We start from the raw sequence: 17,176 nt of genomic DNA, 5'->3' as shown, positions 1-17,176 counted from the left end.
ATTCACTTCTGCAGCCGCTTCACCTCATTCACCATCAACGGAAGCCATCTCCTGGAGCCGTTGCTCGCTCTTGCTTGGAGGGAAGCGCCCCTCGCCGCAAGGTTGCGACGCAGCCAATTACTGGTGCTGGCATCTGTTCGGCCTCCGGCAAGAGCCGCCCAACTCATAGCTCGGCTCACGGAGACCGCGTCTTGAGGACGCTTCGCCCGCAGGAAGCCTAGACGGATGCGACCGAAGGCTCCGGCCGAGATCTCGAAATAAGCGTCCTGACCCCATGCTGCGGACAAGCGTTCTTGAACCTTCGCTGCGGTGAGGCCATAAGCATACTGAGCGCCCTCTTGAGCAGTCCATTCCACATCGAACTGGAGCGCTTCATAGTTGGGGAAGATCGTGATCCGTGGAGGAACGGCTTCGTTCGCAACTGGGCGTAAGGCGACGGATTCCTGCCATGCCGATATCGTCGTGTCGCCGATGACGATCTCGAAGCGCGGTGTAGCTCTCAGCTTGCTGCGAATCTCGCTGAGCGTGGGAGCAACGGCCGTCTCGATAGCCTCGGTGGTCCGGCGATCATAGTTTGCCGTGAGCGTCGTCGTACCCGAATCGTGGGTCCCGAATACCATGTACGCCGGAGACGACTGCGTCGGCCATGTCGAGGTTGATTCGCTTCCGAGCGGCGTTCCCAAGGACAAGACTGCTGAAGACTGGCCCGCAGCCCACTCGATCCTCGCGATGAAGGAATGACCTGTCGTGAAGACAGGACCGTTGGAGTCGGAACCTTGTGGTGCGCCCAGTACCACGACCTTGTCCGCTGGAGACGCAAGATTCACGTTGATCGCTTCGGCCCATCGATCAAGTGAAGCTGAGATCGCGTCCGGCAGAAACACACGCCACACTCGCCACTCAAGCTTGCTGTGAGCCTTCGCTGCCAATACCTCTACCGAGCACGCCGGAGGGGGCGGGTTTCTTACGTCGGCAACGATCCTGATTTCGCTACCGAGTTCAAGTTTGCCACCGTCTCTGAGCCGCTCCCACTCGCCCTTTCGCAGGACGAACGGAGTGCCGCGAGGATTCAGCCCTTCGCAGGTGCCGCTCCATCTGCCGGAGGAAAGATCGGGAGGCCATTGTCCTGCCGGCGAAGCCTCATACGGGCTCATGCTCGGCGGCACCACCAGGCGGCCACTTCCGACTCCGGGCCGCAGATCCATTAGCGCAATACTCGCAGAGGAACTGCCCGTCACAACACTGACCGTCCCAGCCGTCAAGGACCGGAGGCGGGCGTTGCCAAGATCCGAGATCTCGGGAAATCGCAGGAACAGCGACCAACTCCCCTTATCGTTGAGCGGGTCATCCAAGCACAAGTCGATCTCGCTGACTGGTTCAGGCTCCGGAGCCTCTCCCCACGAGCCACCACTCTCCGTACTGAACGAGGGATGATAGAGGTGGCAATCCTGTCGTGCTACATGTGCGTTGTGGGCGAACCCTGGCGCGGGGCTTTGGCCCATCGCACGCCGATAGTGGACTTCGCCTTTGCAGACCGGGCATTCGTAGGCACGGTTTAGCTCCGTCCGCCGAACCTGGTCGGCTTGGACGACGCGCTTCGTTCGCCGGTCGATCGCATACTGCATTAGGTAGAAACAGGATACATCTCGACCGGACAGAACCCTGCATTTTCTTTGACTTACTGGAACCAACTTCAAACTGGACAGTTCTCAAATATTGACTTCAGGGCAACGCACTCATCCGGCCCACCTCGATTAGTGTGTACCGTAGCAGTACGCGTCTGGCTATTCGATCTGAATCAATCTTCAAGGCGTTCTTCTTAGGCGCGACGATCTACGCCCTGGGATAAAGGATATTTCGCCTTCACAGTGCTATCGGAAGCGAAATGAGAAGCGCATTTAGCGGGGTGATTTTGGCGTTATGAGGAGCACTTTGCCGATGCTCTCGGTTTCAACCAAGGTTCTTGAAGTTTATCGGTAGTCGCAATCTGCGATCCATCTTAAGAAGGAGTACTACTTTGTCCATCCGCTCCCGCAGCATGCAAATCCTCCCGGACTCCGCCAGAGGGAAGACTCTCCAAGCGATCAAGGTATATCAGGATGAACAAGGTCTCTACCTTGATATCAGCCTGGAGAACGGCCTTGCGGTCGAACTTTCCTTCGCCGCTACTTACCACCATAGAGTCACGCTTGTTCAGTGGGAGCATGGAAATTCGCGGGTGGTCGAGTCCGCAGAAGGGTGACGCGTCGAAGATCTATGAAGAATATGGCGATTCGCAGTAAGGAATCCTGTAAACGACTGAGTCCTATTTTGAATTCGCGCAATTGCCTATGATCTCGCCGTGAAGATTCTCAGCGATACGCCTGCTGGCGGTATTAGTCTGGCTAATTTCTCATAGCGTTGATTGGAGAAGAACACGGATCGTTCTCTGCGATAGGCTCGGAGTAGCTCGGGCTTCAGCGGTTACAGGCTTTACGCCCAAGCGCAAGCTCATCGTTACGGCTCTATTTACAACTTAGAAAGTGAGTATTGCCATGCATCATGGCAACCACGGGTTCAGCAGTTCGATGCCTGTGGAGCGAAAATCCTCGACGTTCCGAGTGACCAGAGTCATTCCATGAACAAAAGCTGTCGCCGCAATCAGCGCGTCGCGCTCGGAGCACGGATTCGGAACATGGAGAGCCGCACAGCGTAAGGCCACTGCTGTATCCACTGCCAAAATCCGGTCCGCGAAGGCGGGAAGAACATGCTCCTCCATCCAGGAGCGCAATACGAGGCCTTGTGCCCGGTCGCGCCTCTCGATCAATAGGATTCCGATTTCCAGTTCCAGGATCGAAATCGCGGACAAATACAGCGCCCCGGCATCCAACCGCTTCGCCCATTCGCGGACATGGCGGTCGATCCTGCCCGATTTCGCCTTCCTCAGTTCGGAGATGACATTGGTATCGAGCAGGTACATCAGGAGAGGTTTGCCTCCCGATACAGTTTCCCGGCAAGCTTCGGCGGTTCGAACTCGACGTCTGCGGCCTCTGGCATCGCCAGCAAATCGAGGATACTGCCGCGTTTCTTTGTGATCCGCTGATATTCCTCGATGGTGAGCAGCACATGTGCCGGACGTCCCCGGTCCGTAATAAAGACCGGCCCCCTGCGGGCTGCCTTCTTCGCCTTACTGGCGTCCTGGTTGAATTCTCGGCTCGACAAAGTGGTGATGGCCATGGCTGTCTCCTCCGTGTAGGCACGTACCTACATTATATGCCGATGCGCCCTCTTTACCCGCACTTTCCTCCGTCTGCAAATACTCAAGGAGCTTCTTTATGGAAGGAAAACCCGTTACGAAAGCGGAGCTGCCGATGCGTTTCTCAAAGTATCGTGTGCAGCCCGTCGTTGAAACCACGGCGCCGGATGGATTCGAAAGGAGCTATCAGGCATTTGCGACCCTTGCCGAAGCCGAAGCGGAGATGCGGTCCTTCGAAGAGAGACCCATAGTCGATGGAGCAGAGGGGCAACAGCTTCTCTGGTCAATTTACGGAGTTCGGCAGGACCGGGTGGAGCACATCGCCGATCGCAGCTCCGAAGCCGAGGCGTTTGCGCTTCTCCATGCCGTGACCGGGATACATGATGTGCCGGGACAAACGGAATATGCCGTCCCTGCCTTATGGATTGCCGTCTACAAACAGCGTTTCCAGACCCTTGCCTGGCTCGTCAGCCATCCCACCGAACCCTCAGAAAGCGACATCCTGCGCTCTCTTGCCATCGATCTTGTTCGCGACGAGGAGGATCTTACGGTGATTCCCGTAAGGAGCATTCGTGAATTGGAGCCGGAATAGAGAATCCACGGCCCAAACCAGCTACATACAGGGGGAACCATGTCTACGGAACCGGAGCTGATCTATGCACAGGTCAGCCAGAAATTTATTCACAAGGCAGACCGCATCTTTCGCAACGACGACAGCGGCCTGTTCACCGAATTGCTGCAGAACGCGCGCCGCGCCGGAGCCACGCTCGTCGATGTCGAGATTGAAGAACTCCCTGGAGACGCCCAGACCTCGCGCATCTCCGTGCATGACAATGGCTCAGGCATCCGTGACTTTACGAAATTTCTGATGCTGGGGGAGTCCGGATGGAGCGAGGAAACTCGGAATGACGAGGATCCTGCTGGCATGGGTCTCTATTCGCTGTGCCATTCCGAAGTCATCGTAGAAAGCGGAACCCACAGGGCACGTTTGACGCCGGAGGCGTTTCTCGGCAAGGAGCCGATGCTTCTGTTCTCCGGCGAGACGCCTGTCCATGGAACACGGGTTGAGTTCACACGACCCAGCCGCTCCAGGACCTTGATCGTAGCTTTGGAGACTGCGGCCGAATTCTTCCCGCTTGCAGTCCTGGTCAACGGAAGCGAGATTTCGCGTCATGACTTTCTAGCCGGTGCGCTCCATCGCGAGCAGATCGATGGGATCGAAGTCGGCTTCGCTCTGCGCTTCGAGCACCGCGATTTCTGGGACGGCCCAAACTGGAATTTCCACGGTCTCACGCTGCGGCGCGCGTACGATTCCATCGACGGTCTTGTCGTCGAGGGCGCAGACGCGCCGAAAAAATGGAAACTCCATCTGCGTTTCAATGTTCTCAAGACCCAGGTGGTTCGGCTTCAATTGCCGGAACGCCGCGCCCTCATCGAAGGCGAGATGCTGAACGCATTCCTGCGCAAGGCAAAGGCCGCCGCCTATCGTTTCATCCAGACCCTAGGTCGTCATGTGTTGTCATTTCAAGCCTGGAAAGAAGCAAAAGACCTTGGAGTGCTCCTGCCAGAAGCCAGCCCGCTGCTTCGGACCTGGCATGCTGCCCCTGCCGATGAATACACGGAAGACTTCTTTCGGAGCTCCGCTAAGAAGGTACTGTCCTCGACGGAAACCGCATTCCTGGTCAGCGATGAGATTGCGTACCCGCACACTCTGGAAGCAGCCTTCCAACGCGCCGAGGTTCTGTACGACCGGCTATACATGGAGGACCATGCCTTTTGCGGTTACAGCTGGTACGACGCGCTCCCGCGCCTGGAAGATGCCACCGTTTTCGCCGACGGCATTCCTTTCCACGAATGGCAACGGACCCAAACCGGCCGTCCTCAGACAATGATGATCCAAGCGACGACGAAATGCGCCCAGCGTAGCTTCTTGCTGCGCCTTCCCGTAGACATTCACGTCGAAAGCGACGACGGACTGACCTTCTGCGCGGTGGACAACAGCCCGTGGGACAACGACGGCCTGGACGGCTCCTTCGATGTCGTCGAGTTTCTTCTATGGGCCAGCTTTGAGTATGGCGATGATTATGGCAGCGATAGCCGGGATACCCAGTTGTCGGAGTACCGCGAAGATGTCGAGTGCCGGGTCAATGAATACTTTCGGGGACCGCGCGCGGCGCTGCTCGATCTGCTCGGCGAGGCCGTCTCGTGGCAGGCGCGGCAGTACGTGAAAGAGCTTCGCGTCTGGGAGATTCGCTTTCTCCGGAAGCAGGAAGACGCCTGCTCTTGGGACATCGTGCTTGTCACAAAAGACGAGACCCACGCTCAAAATGGCGACGACGTATCCCAGCCGTAGCCCTCGTCAACGAGATCCTCTTCGCACTCTCCACCACGGTTGAACCAGAAAACCTCACGGAGGCCCGTGATGGTTCGCCCTGTTTATCGCGTCTATATCGAGGTCGTCACCACAGAAGAACTCGCCACCACCCAACGTGTCGAGAATCGACTGCTCCATCTCAGCGGCGGCATCCGGCATAAGAGCTCTGTCGTTCAGCAACGGCGGGCGGCGCAGGAAACATAACTGACTGTTCCGACGCAAGAACTCGGGCTGAGCGTTCCACCATGGCATTCCGATCAAGCCCGCCGGAAGCGACCTATATGTCGGCTCCACAGCGCAGGCGAGTTACTGTCTTCGTCCGGCTGCTGCGATCAGCATCGGGCCGCGATTCGAGATGCCTGCAAGCTTGGCTTCTCGCGCCTACACGGAACCCCTAGTCACGAGCGAGGAAACAATGACCATTCCCAATCAGCGCAACATTCGGACCGACGTCCAAAGCCTAAACGCCATGATGGGGGGCACCCGTTATGAGTCCTTCAGTGATGCCGAACTGGCCTTGCTCAATGAAGGCTTACGCGACCTGTTACAGACCAAACGGGAGGCCCTGGAAATAGCTAATGCCGACCTTGGGAGCAATCCCAAACATCCGTTCACCGAATGGGACTTCGGCATTCCCGAGATTGAACGGATGCTGGTCGAACTCGAACAAGAGCTGTGAGCAACACCTACCGAGAAAGGAGCCTATTGTGAAAATCGACAAAGACGTTCTCGCCGCGCTCAGCGAGGCGGCGATATCAGAGAAAGGCCTGGTGTTGCGCCGGCATCTCGACCGCAGCTTATATGTACGGACGCAGAAAGTGCTCGAAGCTGCGGGAGCAAGATGGAGTCGGCGAGAGCAGGCTCACATCTTCCAGACAGATCCCACAGATTTGCTTGAACAGCTATTGCTCACAGGTGAGATCAGCATACCCAAGGATTTTGGCTTCTTCCCAACCCCGGCACCGCTGGTCGCGCGCCTGATCGAACTAGCAAGGCTCGAACCGTGGATGCTTATCCTCGAACCCAGTGCAGGCCAGGGCGCGATCGCGCGCGAGCTTGCCCGCTTGGCGACCGTCGAATGTTTCGAGATTCTGCCCGAGAACGTTGCCGTACTACGATGCGACGGTTATGCCAGAACAATCTTTGCGCAGGACTTCCTCCTCGCCGAGCCGATATCGCGGTATGACCGCGTGGTGATGAACCCGCCCTTCGCGCACCGGGCGGATGTCCAGCATGTCCTTCATGCACTCCGTTTCCTGAAGCGGGATGGGCTTTTGGTCTCGGTGATGTCGGCGGGGCTTCTCTTCCGCCGCGACACGCTCAGCCGCCAGTTCCGTCACCTGATCGAGCACCGCGGCGGCCTGATCGAATCGAACCCTCCAGAATCCTTCCGTATTGCGGGCACCCTCGTTGAGACCGTCAACGTTGTCATTCCGGCAGACCGCTAGGTCCGCTGCGAATTGTAACTTACCCTTTTCGCTTTAGCTGCCGCGCGCCACCTCCCACCGTCATCTCGCCGCCAGGTTCCTCTCCCGGTCTTATCCACGCGAGCGGAGAACCTCCGCCGCTCGCACTCCCAAAACCCCTAACCAAAGGAGTGAATGAATCCTATGTCCTCTCAAACCCTTGCTGTCGCAAGCGAATATCGCGATTTGCCTGTAGCCCTGCTGCAGGAATCGCCCACCAACCCGCGTCGCCGGTTCGAGGCGCGCGGCCTTGAAGAACTGGCGGCCAGCATCCGCGCTCAGGGTATCCTGCAACCGCTGCTGGTCCGCTCCGTCGACGATGAGAAGTATGAAGTTGTCGCCGGTGCGCGCCGCCTACGCGCCGCCCGCATGGCCGAAAAGCAGTTCGTGCCCACGCGTGTCGTCGCCCTCTCCGATGCCGAAGCCATCGAAGCCCAGGCCATCGAAAACCTCCAGCGCGAAGAGATCCATCCTCTTGAAGAAGCGCTGGCCTACAAAAATATGTTGGAGCTAGAAGGAGGCATCTACACGGTCGCAAGCATTGCCGAGAGGGTGGGGAAATCAGCCACTTATATCGCACAGCGCCTGCGCCTCACCGAGCTGATCGAACCGGTGGCTCAGGCTTTCCTCGACGATCGCCTCGGGGTGGGTCACGCTCTTGAGATCGCCAAGCTCCAACCCTACGAGCAGGAACGGGCCTTTGAAGCCGCATTCAAGACGACCTGGACCGGTGGGAGCACTGCTCAACTATTGGTCCCGGTCCGGGACTTAGCGGCCTGGATCCAGCAGAACATCCTGCTCGAACTCGATTCCGTACCCTTCGACAAAGACGACCCGGCGCTGCTTCCGGCGGCGGGCAGCTGTACGAATTGTCTGAAGCGCACTGGATTCAACACCCTGCTCTTCAGCGACGCCACCAAGGACAGCTGTAGCGATGCGGCTTGCTTCAACAGCAAGATCAGCAGCTACATCGCGCAGCAGGTCGAGGCCAAGCCGAAACTGGTGCAGATCTCGACCGCCTGGAATGCTCCGCAAAGCACCGCGGTGCTGGGGCGCGGCCGGTATGTTGCGCTGCAGCTGGCGAAGAAATCCGCCAAGCGCAAGGAAGTGCTGGCTTTGTTCGAAAAGCCATGCACGCACATGACCGAGGCGATTGTCGCGGAAGGATCGGAGAGGGGGCGTACCGTCAAGGTCTGCGCAGACCCGACCTGCACCATCCACTTCGCAGACCGTCTGCAACCCGATCCGAAAGAGATCGAGAAGCAGAAGGAGCAGCGTCGCAAGGAGCTGCTCAAGCGAAAGGTCGAAGCCACCGTACGGCATCGCACGCTGGCGGAGATTCTCAAGAAGGTCGGGGCTCCTCTCGATCGCGCCGATCTCGTGATGGTCCTTGAGATTCTCCTCGATCGCTCCGACCCGGTTCGGCGCGAAACACTGGCGCGGCGCTACAAGATCGCGCCGTCGCAGTTGGGCACATCCGACAAGGTGAGGAAGGAACTCACCTATCTGATGCGGAAGATGGACGAGACCGGCCTATCGAAGCTCTTAATCGAATGGGTCCTGCTCCCGGACGTTGAAAATGTTTCGAGTCTCGGAACGGAATATCTCTCTCAGGCTGCGAAGCATCATCGCATCGACATGATCAGAGTCCGGAAAGCAGTAGAGGAGGAGCTTTCCGCGAAACAGGTCAAATCAGCTGCAAAACAGAAGAAGGCCACCGAAGCAACCACGGCAAGCAAGAAGAAACAGAGTCCGCCCCGAAAGGTGGCGACTCCGAAGAAAGCGGCCTGATCCAACGCAACTCACTCTGTGGCGGCGCCTCTTCTGGGCCGCCCGCTCTTTGTATGGAGAAGATCACGGAGGGTAGACCAAGAGAGAAATGAGGTTGTTGAAGCTGTCCAGAGTCCAAAGGATTTTGGGAGGAAGCCCGATATGATGACCGCGGAGGGGTGCTGGATTGTCAGATCTCTGGGATCACTCCATAACGAACGGTGCGAAGACCGAATGACTCTCTAGCCTGTATTTCTCCAACTTCAATGGCGACAACAGGATCGATTTGCCTGAGTATTCATCCTAAGAAACCAGTTATTCTTCGCCTCAAACGCGCCTTCGCTGCAAAACATTGGAATGTCGCTGTCGTCTCTGGGAAGTTTGCAGCAGGAGACGAAGCGGCGCATGAGACACCTGCTGATAGTCCTAACTCTCATCGTGACGATGCCATCGGCGCTGATGGCGTCGGAAGTGCAGACCGCGGCACTAGAGGCTGCGATGGAGGCGGAACGCGCAAACCATCCGGAAGAGGCAATTCGCAAAGTTGAAACGTTGTTGGCCGGCCACACCCTTGGCAGCAGTGACATTGTTACAGCGTGGGACATCCTCGGGCTGTCCTATGCGGACGAGGGGCGATTGGATGAGGCCCGTGGAGCCTATGAGAAAGCCATTGCTAGTTTCAACGCCATTCCCGAAGCATCTTCCAGACCCAACGACCTTGGAGACCTGTTATCCAATTTGGGAGATCTGTACAGCCAGATGGACCGGTTTGACACAGCACTGCACCTCCACTTGAAAGCTCTATCCTTGTATCAACAAGCCAATAATTTCGCCGGGATTGCAAGATCCTATGCCTGTCTAACCGGAATAGAGTTGAGTCAGAAGCACACTCGGAAAGCGAAGAAATACATGGCGGGCGGCTATGCCGTTTTGCCCAGGGCAGTGGGTATGGACAGCGACGACCGCGCGACGTTTTATATGGTTCGCGGATGGGAACTCGAGAAAGAAAAGGACTATCGAGGAGAACTTTCGTCGTACACGATTGCCTTGGATCTTTGGCGAGACCGGCACGGAGACGATTATGGCATGTCAGGGTGGGCTCATATGCTCCTGGGTAAAGCCTACGTCGATATGAACGAGATCTCCAAAGCTGAAAATGAAATGCAAAGGGAGCTCCCAATCGTGAAGAATGCTTTCGGAGAACACAGCGTGCGGTATCTCACCGCAGAACTGGCATATTCTCGTGTGCTTGCTCGGAAGGGGTCACGGGAAGCGGCAGATAGCCTCAGGCATACTGCCGAGACAGAGATCAGCACACTGTTCAGCAAACAATGCTCTGCGTGTGTCATTAGTGCGGATGCCCTGCGATGATCTTCTTATGCTGTTAGAGCGTCAAGGCAATTCGCTAAGCCTTTCCAAGTTCAACAAGCTTTTGCCGACCCGCCTTACTCATTCTCAATCTCTGTCCATCTTTAAGCACAATAGAGCTGTCCGCGTGGCCTTCTCGGTATATCTCACGCACCTGATCAAGATTGACAATTGAGGATCGGTGAATGCGGATGAATTGCCGGGGATCGAGCTTCCCGCTAAGATCACCAATTGACTCGCGCAACATATACCTGCGTCCATTGACATGCAAGCAGGTGTAATAGTCGGCGGCCTCGATCCAGTCAATATTCTCGGCCGATACCAGAATCTCCTTCTCACCGTCCCGCACAAGGAAGCGCGATGCGTAAGGTTTCGACTCCGAAACTGAACCGCGCAGCCCATTGAGCACGGCTGTGAGTTGCTCCTGCGTCAGCAGGGCGATCCTGGCCATAATCTTTTCCCGAACACGCTTGAGCGCTGTTGCCAGCCTCTCGGCGTCCACGGGTTTTGTCAGATAGTCCACCGCATGAACGTCGAACGCACGCACCGCGTGCTCCTGATATGCAGTCACGAAAACAGTAGGGGGAAGATGTTGCAATCCCACTCGCTCCAGAACATCGAAACCGTCGATATTGGGCATCTGCACATCGAGAAACAGCAGGTCCGCAGATGTGGACTGCAAGCAGGAAATGGCCTCTCGACCGTTCTGGCATTTCGCAATGATCTGAATGTCCTCGTGCTCGGCGAGCAGCGCAACGAGGAGATCACGCGCCAGAGGCTCATCATCGACAATGACGGTCCGAAGTGTCATACCATGGCTCGCTCATAGGGAATTTGTACGGTCACCTCGTAGCCTCCGCTATCAGGGGCAACCGCATGAAATTCGAAGGCATTCGGGTAGAAATAAGCGAGCCGCTCTCGTATGTTCTGCATGCCGATGCCTTGTCCCTGCGTACCGGAACCAATCGGACCGCGACCGTTATCCTTGACTTCCATCCAGAGCATGTCTCCTACTCGTTTGACATGAGTTTCTATTGAGCCGCCCGCCTCCAAAGGCGCTATCCCATGCGTAATGGCGTTTTCAACCAGAGGTTGCAGCACGAAGCATGGCACAAGCCCGTCCAATGCCTCGGGGGTAATATCGATTTTCACGTCCAAACGTCCCGCAAACCGAACCTGCTGAATCGCTAAATAGCATTCAACGATTCGCAGCTCTTCCCCAAAAGGTACTTTCTCCGGAGATTTGCGCTGAAGCGTAGTTCGTAGAATGGTGTTGAGATCGGTCATGGTCTTGATCGCTTCTTTATTTCTTCCCTGAACCATCAGACTCGTAATCGCATTCAGCGTATTGAAGAGGAAGTGAGGTTCCATCTGCATTTGCAGTCTCTGGAGTTGTGCATGTGTAAGTTGTCTTTCGATTTCCAGCTTCTGAACGATCGCCTGTTGTGTTTGCATACGGGAATGGAGGAACGCACATACGCAGCTTATAAATCCGTAGAGGACAAGTTCCACCCCGAAGCGTTCCAGGTTCTCCACGGAGAACCTGGCCATTCGAAGGCCCCATACAGACCAATACGACGAGGCAAACCAGACGATGTGCTGAAGTAGAGCTAAATGCGCAAACGCAAGAATACACGAGGCTCCAAGATGAGCCATCACGGTCAGTCCAGAAGGCTTGAACGCCACTGCCCATCGGTCCGCGAGTGTCCACAGAACCAACGTCACAACAACCCACCATACCCAATACACGCCGCCATAGAGAAGAGAGGGAGCGAAGGGGGCATGCAAATGGTGAAACTCCAGATTGCGATTGCAATCTCTTGCAATTACAACTGCCAGAATTCCGGCAATCAGTGAGACTGCGGCGAGTCCGACACCTGGCCGTATGGGAAGGATTCTTGCGTTGGCCATTCCTTCGCTCATCGCTTTTCCTTTCTAACTATGGCAAGATTCTAATCTTGCCTTGTGCCCGGTGTATTCAGAACGCAAACCGCATCCCCAGTTCAACGCGCCGCGCTGTCTGAGCAGCAACAGACTGGCCTACCGTTGACGAAGACAAAACTGTATTTACGGAAGTGACATTCGTATGATTCAGCAGATTGGCGCTGCGTGCGTTGAAGGTTAACGTTCGGGGATGTTCCTTGTTTTTCGGATTGAGCGTGAAAACTTGGCTCAGATTTATATCGAGATGAACCACGCCCGGCATTGTTCCAAGATTGGCCGGAATGTTCCCGTTGACTGTGTTCGTTGTCAACAGACCGAACCGAGTGCTGTAAACACCGGACCCGGGAGCAGACGCATATGAGGGGCGATCCGTGAAATTCCCGTCACCGTTGTTATCGGTGCCCGTAGTGATGTTATAAGGTAGGCCACTGCCAGCATCAAATTGGGTTGTCGCTACGATTCGGTAAGGAAGGTTGAGATTGCCGAAAAGAGTGAAACTATTCTTTCTCTCCCAATAAATTCGCGCAGACTCGCCTTTGTTGGAATAACTGGACTGTGGAGTCAAATTCGCCAGAGTGTCGGTCTTGAGATTCATGTGCGTATAGCTCGCTGATAAGCCAAACCACTTGTAACTGTGCTGATCGAGGCTGAACGAAACCACATTACCTGCCCCATGACCGGAATTTTGATACTCAATCAAATTCTCGTCAGGGGCAATCGGACGCGGTGCAAGTAGAGCCGCCGTGGGATCTGGAGCAACACCAACATTGCTGGCGACCAGAGGAGCATTGATGTTCACCGTGCGGACCATACTCCAGTACGAAGCCCAATAAAAATTGGCTCTGGCATGCCAGTGATGAGCGAATTCATGCTCAGCGTTGACATAGACTCTAAATGTCATATCTTGAACAGGCCTTGGCGGAAATAGGTTGATTGTAGCTACCTGAACGGATCCCGGAACCGGGGTAAGGGGAGCGCTATAACCTGGTGAATACACGGTGGTTTGCCTCTGCAATATCCCATTCAGTCGATGGATATCAGTTGCGTAGCTTTGGTCAAAAGTTCCATTGAAGAGTCCTGCACGGGCGTGAAACACCCACGTTTCCTTTTTGTCGGGTGACCATGCCAGACCCATCCTTGGATTAAAGTTGGCAAAGATTCCCGGTGTCGTCTGTAGCTGGTAGCGAAATCCAGTTGTGAGAGACAAGTGCCCGGTGAGCTTAAAGGTGTCATCCGCCCAAAGAGCGACTTGCCATATTGTCAGTGGAACCAGCGGCGTTCCTGTGGTGACCTGATAGGTCGTCGGTGACCCTCCGAAGATATTGAGTAGGGCTCGCCGGTACTGCTCAAGAGCACTGATGGTCGTTGTCTGGCCGGTTGGATTGTTGTTGGCGTCGAGCAAAGGAGCGCTCCCCCCGCCGAACACGTATGCGCCATTGAATGTGTTGGGGTCATAGTCATGTACGAAGATGCCGAGCGACTGTACACCGAACGCTACCGTGTGCTTCCCATGCGCAATGGTCGTATCATCGTCAGCTTCGAGATCGCGTTCCCGGTTGTTCAGGTTTTGGCTCGTGGCGCCTCCTCCCAGGAAATATCCGGCGACCTGCACGGAAGGAGCATTTGACAGAGGTGTTTGCGCTGTTCGTTTCCAGCTATATCCGATGCGAGTTTCGTGCAGGATATTCGGGCTGATTGTCCGCGTGTTATGGAATCGCAGGTCGTATTCGCTGACCAGGCTCGAATATCCGGCATTAGCGAGTGTGAGGCCACCGACGCCTTGATTGCCTGCATTGTTTACATTCGCCGAGAACGAAAGACTGGCGACATTACTCGGCGTCACCTGCCAGTCTGCGCGCGTCGACGCAATCCAGAGCCTCTGCGGAGCCGAAACCGTCTGCTGGCTCGGAATGCCGTTTCCATTTGGCCCCAGGCCACCGTTTGCATCGAGCGTGACTGCATTCACCACATTGAATTCGTCGATGTTTCGTTTTTCGAGTGCCAGCGCAAAGCCGCTCTTCTTTGAAATGATAGGGCCACTCAGTTCAAAGCCGTATCGTTGCCTACCTGCAGGCGTGGCGGTAACGGAAAACGGGTTGGTGGCATTGAAGATACCATCGCTATCCGTGAAGAAGACTGCACCGTGGAATGCGTCGGCTCCCGGCTTTGTTGTAATTTCGATGACCCCACCTCCGAAAGGAGGCCGCCGATACTTGGCCGAGAAGAGATCGGGGTTGATACGAATCGATGCGATCGAACTCTTCGGAGGAAGGGCGCTTGGGCTCTGGAAACCATCCACCATAATGATCGCCTGAGTTGGATCGCCGCCAGCTTGGACAGCGAGCGTTTGAAGCTGACGGAGGAAATCATCGGGGTCATCGGCAAGCGTCTGCACAGCCTTTGTGTTCAGGGTCGTTGTGTCACCGCCACTGTCGACGTCTGAATCTCCGTTCACCTGAACATCTGACTGAACGGCTGCAAGGGCGAGTTGCAAATTGACATGAACGGTCCCTCCCTGGTGAGCACGTGCCGAGACTGTTCCTGTCGCAAACCCATCAGCTTGTACCGTGAGAGTGGTTGAGGTAGCGGAAATGCACGGTAGTAGGTAGTGACCTGTTGCGTCCGTGGTTGCCGTTTCTCTATCGCTGGTACGCACTTGCGCTCCGGGAATCACAGCTCCCGTCGGGTCGGTGATGGTCCCATCAATGCGAATGCCATCGAGACAACTCTGCTGGGCATGCGCCAGGGACGCAACTAGCCCACTCGTCAAGATCAGTCTGCATGTCCAAGTCCTGCCCATGAACCGATTCGTCTCCTGGTCTCAAAATTCCAGAGGCCAGAGCGAAGCGCGATGTTTTTGCAGGATAGGTGCGTTTCTATCCGAGAATGTTCATTATTTTCCATCGAGTAATACGTCGGGGGAGTTAGATGAGGCCAGAAGAGCACAATGATAAGCGGGCAAATCTTGTGGAGGCTTATGCCTTTTTCTCCTGATCCCTTGTGTCGACGCTTGACAGTCTTAGGTGTTGGCTGGCTGCGCCTCTCGATAAAGCATCGGAAATCACAACATACGACGCCGTTTCCACCGAGCTAGGAATGGATACTCTCGTTCAACTTCTGGCGGCCAGCCCTGCTCATTCTCAGCCGTTGCCCATCGACGAGAAAAACTGTTCCTTCGTCCGGACCCTCGCGGTGGATCTCGCGGACGTAATTGAGATTCACGATTGCAGAACGATGGACGCGTACAAAGGTCGTCGGATCGAGCTTCCGTCCGAGTTCCGAAATGGTTTCTCGCAGCATGAAGGTGCGGCCCTTCACATGCAGGCTGCTGTAGTAGTCAGCCGCCTCAATCCATTCGATCGACTCCGCAGGCACCAGCACGTCCTTTACGCCATTCCTGACCAGAAAGCGTGAGACGTAAGCGTCGGGCCGCTTCGCGGAGTCTTGCAGTCCGGTCAGGGCCGCCGCAAACTGTGCCTGGGTCAACAGTGCTGTTTTTGCCGCAAGTTTTTCTCGGACCCTCGCCATGGCTATCTTGAGGCGTTCTGGGTGAACAGGCTTCGTCAGATAATCAATGGCCTGAACCTCGAAAGCGCGGACCGCATGCTCTTGATACGCCGTCACGAAGACTGTGGGAGGAAGATGAAGCATGCCAACCTCCTGCACAATCTCGAGCCCGTTCATCTCAGGCATCTGAATATCAAGAAAGAGCAGGTCGACGGGTTGCGATTGAAGGTAGGCCACAGCCTCTACACCGTTCCCGCACTCTGCGACGATCTGCACGTCTTCTTCATCGGCCAGCAGCAGCTTCAACCGCTCACTGGCCAAAGGTTCATCCTCGGCAATTACGGTACGCAGGGTCATACACCGGCCTTCTCGAATGGAATCTCAATGGTGACTACATAGCCCCCGGCCTCCGGAGCGACCGCTGAGAACTTGTGCATCTCCGGATAGAAATAGGCCAACCGTTCGCGGGTATTGCGTATGCCGATGCCGTGTCCGTTGCTGGCGTGGCCCGGGCCGGCGCCGTTGTCTCGCACCTGCATCCAGAGTCGATTGCCGATTCGCTTGACTGATGTTTCGACTGTACCGCCTCGCCCCATGGGAGCAATTCCATGATGGATCGCGTTTTCGACCAGAGGCTGCAGCAGGAAACACGGCACAAGACCCTCCAGGGCCTCCGGTGTCGCCTCGATCTTGAGTTGAAGCCGGTGAGCGAAGCGCACCTTCTGGATCGCGAGATAGCTTTCAACCGTGCGCAACTCGTCGACGAACGGAATCTTAACGGGAGTTCTGTGCCGCAAGGTGCTCCGAAGAATGGTGTCGAGATGCCCAAGAGCCTCGGAAGCTTCCTTGTTCCGGCCAAGGTCGACTAGGGAATTAATCGCGTTCAAAGTATTGAAGAGGAAATGAGGCTCCATCTGCGTCTGAAGAGCCTTCAGCTGCGCTTCGGATAGTTGTTTTTCAAGCTCCAGTTTGAGCAGCGCATCCCTCTGTCGTTGCTCCTGAAGATGCAGGAAGCCGGAAAAGCCAAAGAGAAAGCCATAAATGATCAGGTCTTCTCCAAAGCTGCTCAGGGTGATGTAACCGGTGATCGGATGCGTGAGTACCCACTGGCTCCAATGCAGCCCGCCGCGCCACGTGGCCTGCACAATAAGCAGATGGACAAAACTGACTCCGCTGCCGATCAACAGCTGTAGAAGTATCGACAGCGGGGAAAACTTTAGGAAATTCGGCGCTTTCTGCGCGACGACCCGCATTCCAAAGGCAACGAGGCCCCACCATAGCCATTTGGTCAGGCCATAGGCGATGGAAGAGGCGGACGGCACCAGCGGCATAGACACACCGTTAGCGGTGAGGAAGATGTGGCAGCCGTAGGAAGAAATTGTTGCCAAGACCATCGAAACCAGCAGCATGGCAATAGCTCCACGGGCATGCAGGCCAGAGGAGCCTCGCTTCCGTCCGGTATGTTCACCAATCAGCGAGTCGGTAGGTTTCATAGATTCATCGCCTCTAGCT

At 55.9% G+C, this 17,176-nt stretch carries 16 protein-coding genes; 8 read left to right on the top strand and 8 right to left on the bottom strand.

Translation table 11 applies throughout. The annotated features are described in order from the left end of the window. Window positions 1-2 precede the first annotated feature (2 nt). Window positions 3-1,205 (bottom strand): hypothetical protein, encoded by a 1,203-nt coding sequence (locus tag AC5S16_RS14250; protein ID WP_493930746.1) that lies wholly within the window; start codon window positions 1,203-1,205, stop codon window positions 3-5. Window positions 1,206-2,017: 812 nt separating this feature from the next. On the opposite strand from AC5S16_RS14250, the gene AC5S16_RS14245 reads away from it, so the two are divergent. Then, window positions 2,018-2,242, top strand: a complete 225-nt coding sequence (locus tag AC5S16_RS14245) for a hypothetical protein (protein WP_493930745.1) — start codon at window positions 2,018-2,020, stop codon at window positions 2,240-2,242. Between the two features lie 297 nt (window positions 2,243-2,539). Here the strand turns inward: AC5S16_RS14245 and AC5S16_RS14240 are convergent, their stop codons facing one another. After that, complete coding sequence (locus AC5S16_RS14240; protein WP_493930744.1) at window positions 2,540-2,959, bottom strand: type II toxin-antitoxin system VapC family toxin; 420 nt, start codon at window positions 2,957-2,959, stop codon at window positions 2,540-2,542. Further along, window positions 2,959-3,216: a type II toxin-antitoxin system Phd/YefM family antitoxin gene (locus AC5S16_RS14235; RefSeq protein ID WP_493930743.1), complete on the bottom strand. Its 258-nt coding sequence runs from the start codon at window positions 3,214-3,216 to the stop codon at window positions 2,959-2,961. The genes AC5S16_RS14240 and AC5S16_RS14235 overlap by 1 nt, the downstream gene beginning before the upstream one ends. Before the next feature lie 98 nt (window positions 3,217-3,314). Between AC5S16_RS14235 and AC5S16_RS14230 the strand changes: the two genes are divergently transcribed. The 7 genes from AC5S16_RS14230 to AC5S16_RS14200 all read left to right on the top strand — a co-directional run bounded on the left by AC5S16_RS14230 (window position 3,315) and on the right by AC5S16_RS14200 (window position 10,216). Continuing rightward, entirely contained in the window at window positions 3,315-3,827 is a 513-nt protein-coding gene (locus AC5S16_RS14230; protein WP_493930742.1) for a hypothetical protein, read from the top strand. Window positions 3,828-3,866: 39 nt separating this feature from the next. Beyond that, window positions 3,867-5,588, top strand: coding sequence for a histidine kinase (locus AC5S16_RS14225; RefSeq protein WP_493930741.1), 1,722 nt, complete (start codon window positions 3,867-3,869; stop codon window positions 5,586-5,588). Window positions 5,589-5,657: 69 nt separating this feature from the next. After that, a complete protein-coding gene (locus AC5S16_RS14220; protein ID WP_493930740.1) occupies window positions 5,658-5,813 on the top strand; it encodes a hypothetical protein in 156 nt (51 codons plus the stop codon). 211 nt (window positions 5,814-6,024) lie between these two features. Beyond that, window positions 6,025-6,288 (top strand): hypothetical protein, encoded by a 264-nt coding sequence (locus AC5S16_RS14215; protein WP_493930739.1) that lies wholly within the window; start codon window positions 6,025-6,027, stop codon window positions 6,286-6,288. A 28-nt stretch (window positions 6,289-6,316) separates the two neighbouring features. After that, window positions 6,317-7,057, top strand: a complete 741-nt coding sequence (locus AC5S16_RS14210) for a hypothetical protein (RefSeq protein ID WP_493930738.1) — start codon at window positions 6,317-6,319, stop codon at window positions 7,055-7,057. A 162-nt stretch (window positions 7,058-7,219) separates the two neighbouring features. After that, a complete protein-coding gene (locus AC5S16_RS14205; RefSeq protein ID WP_493930737.1) occupies window positions 7,220-8,866 on the top strand; it encodes a ParB/RepB/Spo0J family partition protein in 1,647 nt (548 codons plus the stop codon). 384 nt (window positions 8,867-9,250) lie between these two features. Then, on the top strand, window positions 9,251-10,216 hold the full coding sequence (locus AC5S16_RS14200; protein WP_493930736.1) for a tetratricopeptide repeat protein: 966 nt from the start codon (window positions 9,251-9,253) through the stop codon (window positions 10,214-10,216). Window positions 10,217-10,250: 34 nt separating this feature from the next. On the opposite strand, the gene AC5S16_RS14195 is transcribed toward AC5S16_RS14200, so the two are convergent. The 5 genes from AC5S16_RS14195 to AC5S16_RS14175 form a co-directional block, all read right to left on the bottom strand. Beyond that, window positions 10,251-11,024, bottom strand: coding sequence for a LytR/AlgR family response regulator transcription factor (locus AC5S16_RS14195; protein WP_493930735.1), 774 nt, complete (start codon window positions 11,022-11,024; stop codon window positions 10,251-10,253). Continuing rightward, the gene (locus AC5S16_RS14190; protein ID WP_493930734.1) at window positions 11,021-12,136 is read right to left on the bottom strand and encodes a sensor histidine kinase; all 1,116 of its coding nucleotides are present in this window, start codon (window positions 12,134-12,136) and stop codon (window positions 11,021-11,023) included. The genes AC5S16_RS14195 and AC5S16_RS14190 overlap by 4 nt, the downstream gene beginning before the upstream one ends. Window positions 12,137-12,191: 55 nt before the next feature. Further along, window positions 12,192-14,927 (bottom strand): TonB-dependent receptor, encoded by a 2,736-nt coding sequence (locus AC5S16_RS14185; protein ID WP_493930733.1) that lies wholly within the window; start codon window positions 14,925-14,927, stop codon window positions 12,192-12,194. 320 nt (window positions 14,928-15,247) lie between these two features. After that, window positions 15,248-16,021, bottom strand: a complete 774-nt coding sequence (locus AC5S16_RS14180) for a LytR/AlgR family response regulator transcription factor (protein WP_493930732.1) — start codon at window positions 16,019-16,021, stop codon at window positions 15,248-15,250. Further along, on the bottom strand, window positions 16,018-17,157 hold the full coding sequence (locus AC5S16_RS14175; protein WP_493930731.1) for a sensor histidine kinase: 1,140 nt from the start codon (window positions 17,155-17,157) through the stop codon (window positions 16,018-16,020). Before AC5S16_RS14175 ends, AC5S16_RS14180 begins: the two co-directional genes overlap by 4 nt. Window positions 17,158-17,176: the final 19 nt, after the last annotated feature.

It is taken from the genome of Acidobacterium sp. FHG110202_01 (assembly GCF_059115305.1).
Note: the sequence above shows the minus strand (reverse complement) of the source record. Positions and strands in the feature narration are given on the sequence as shown.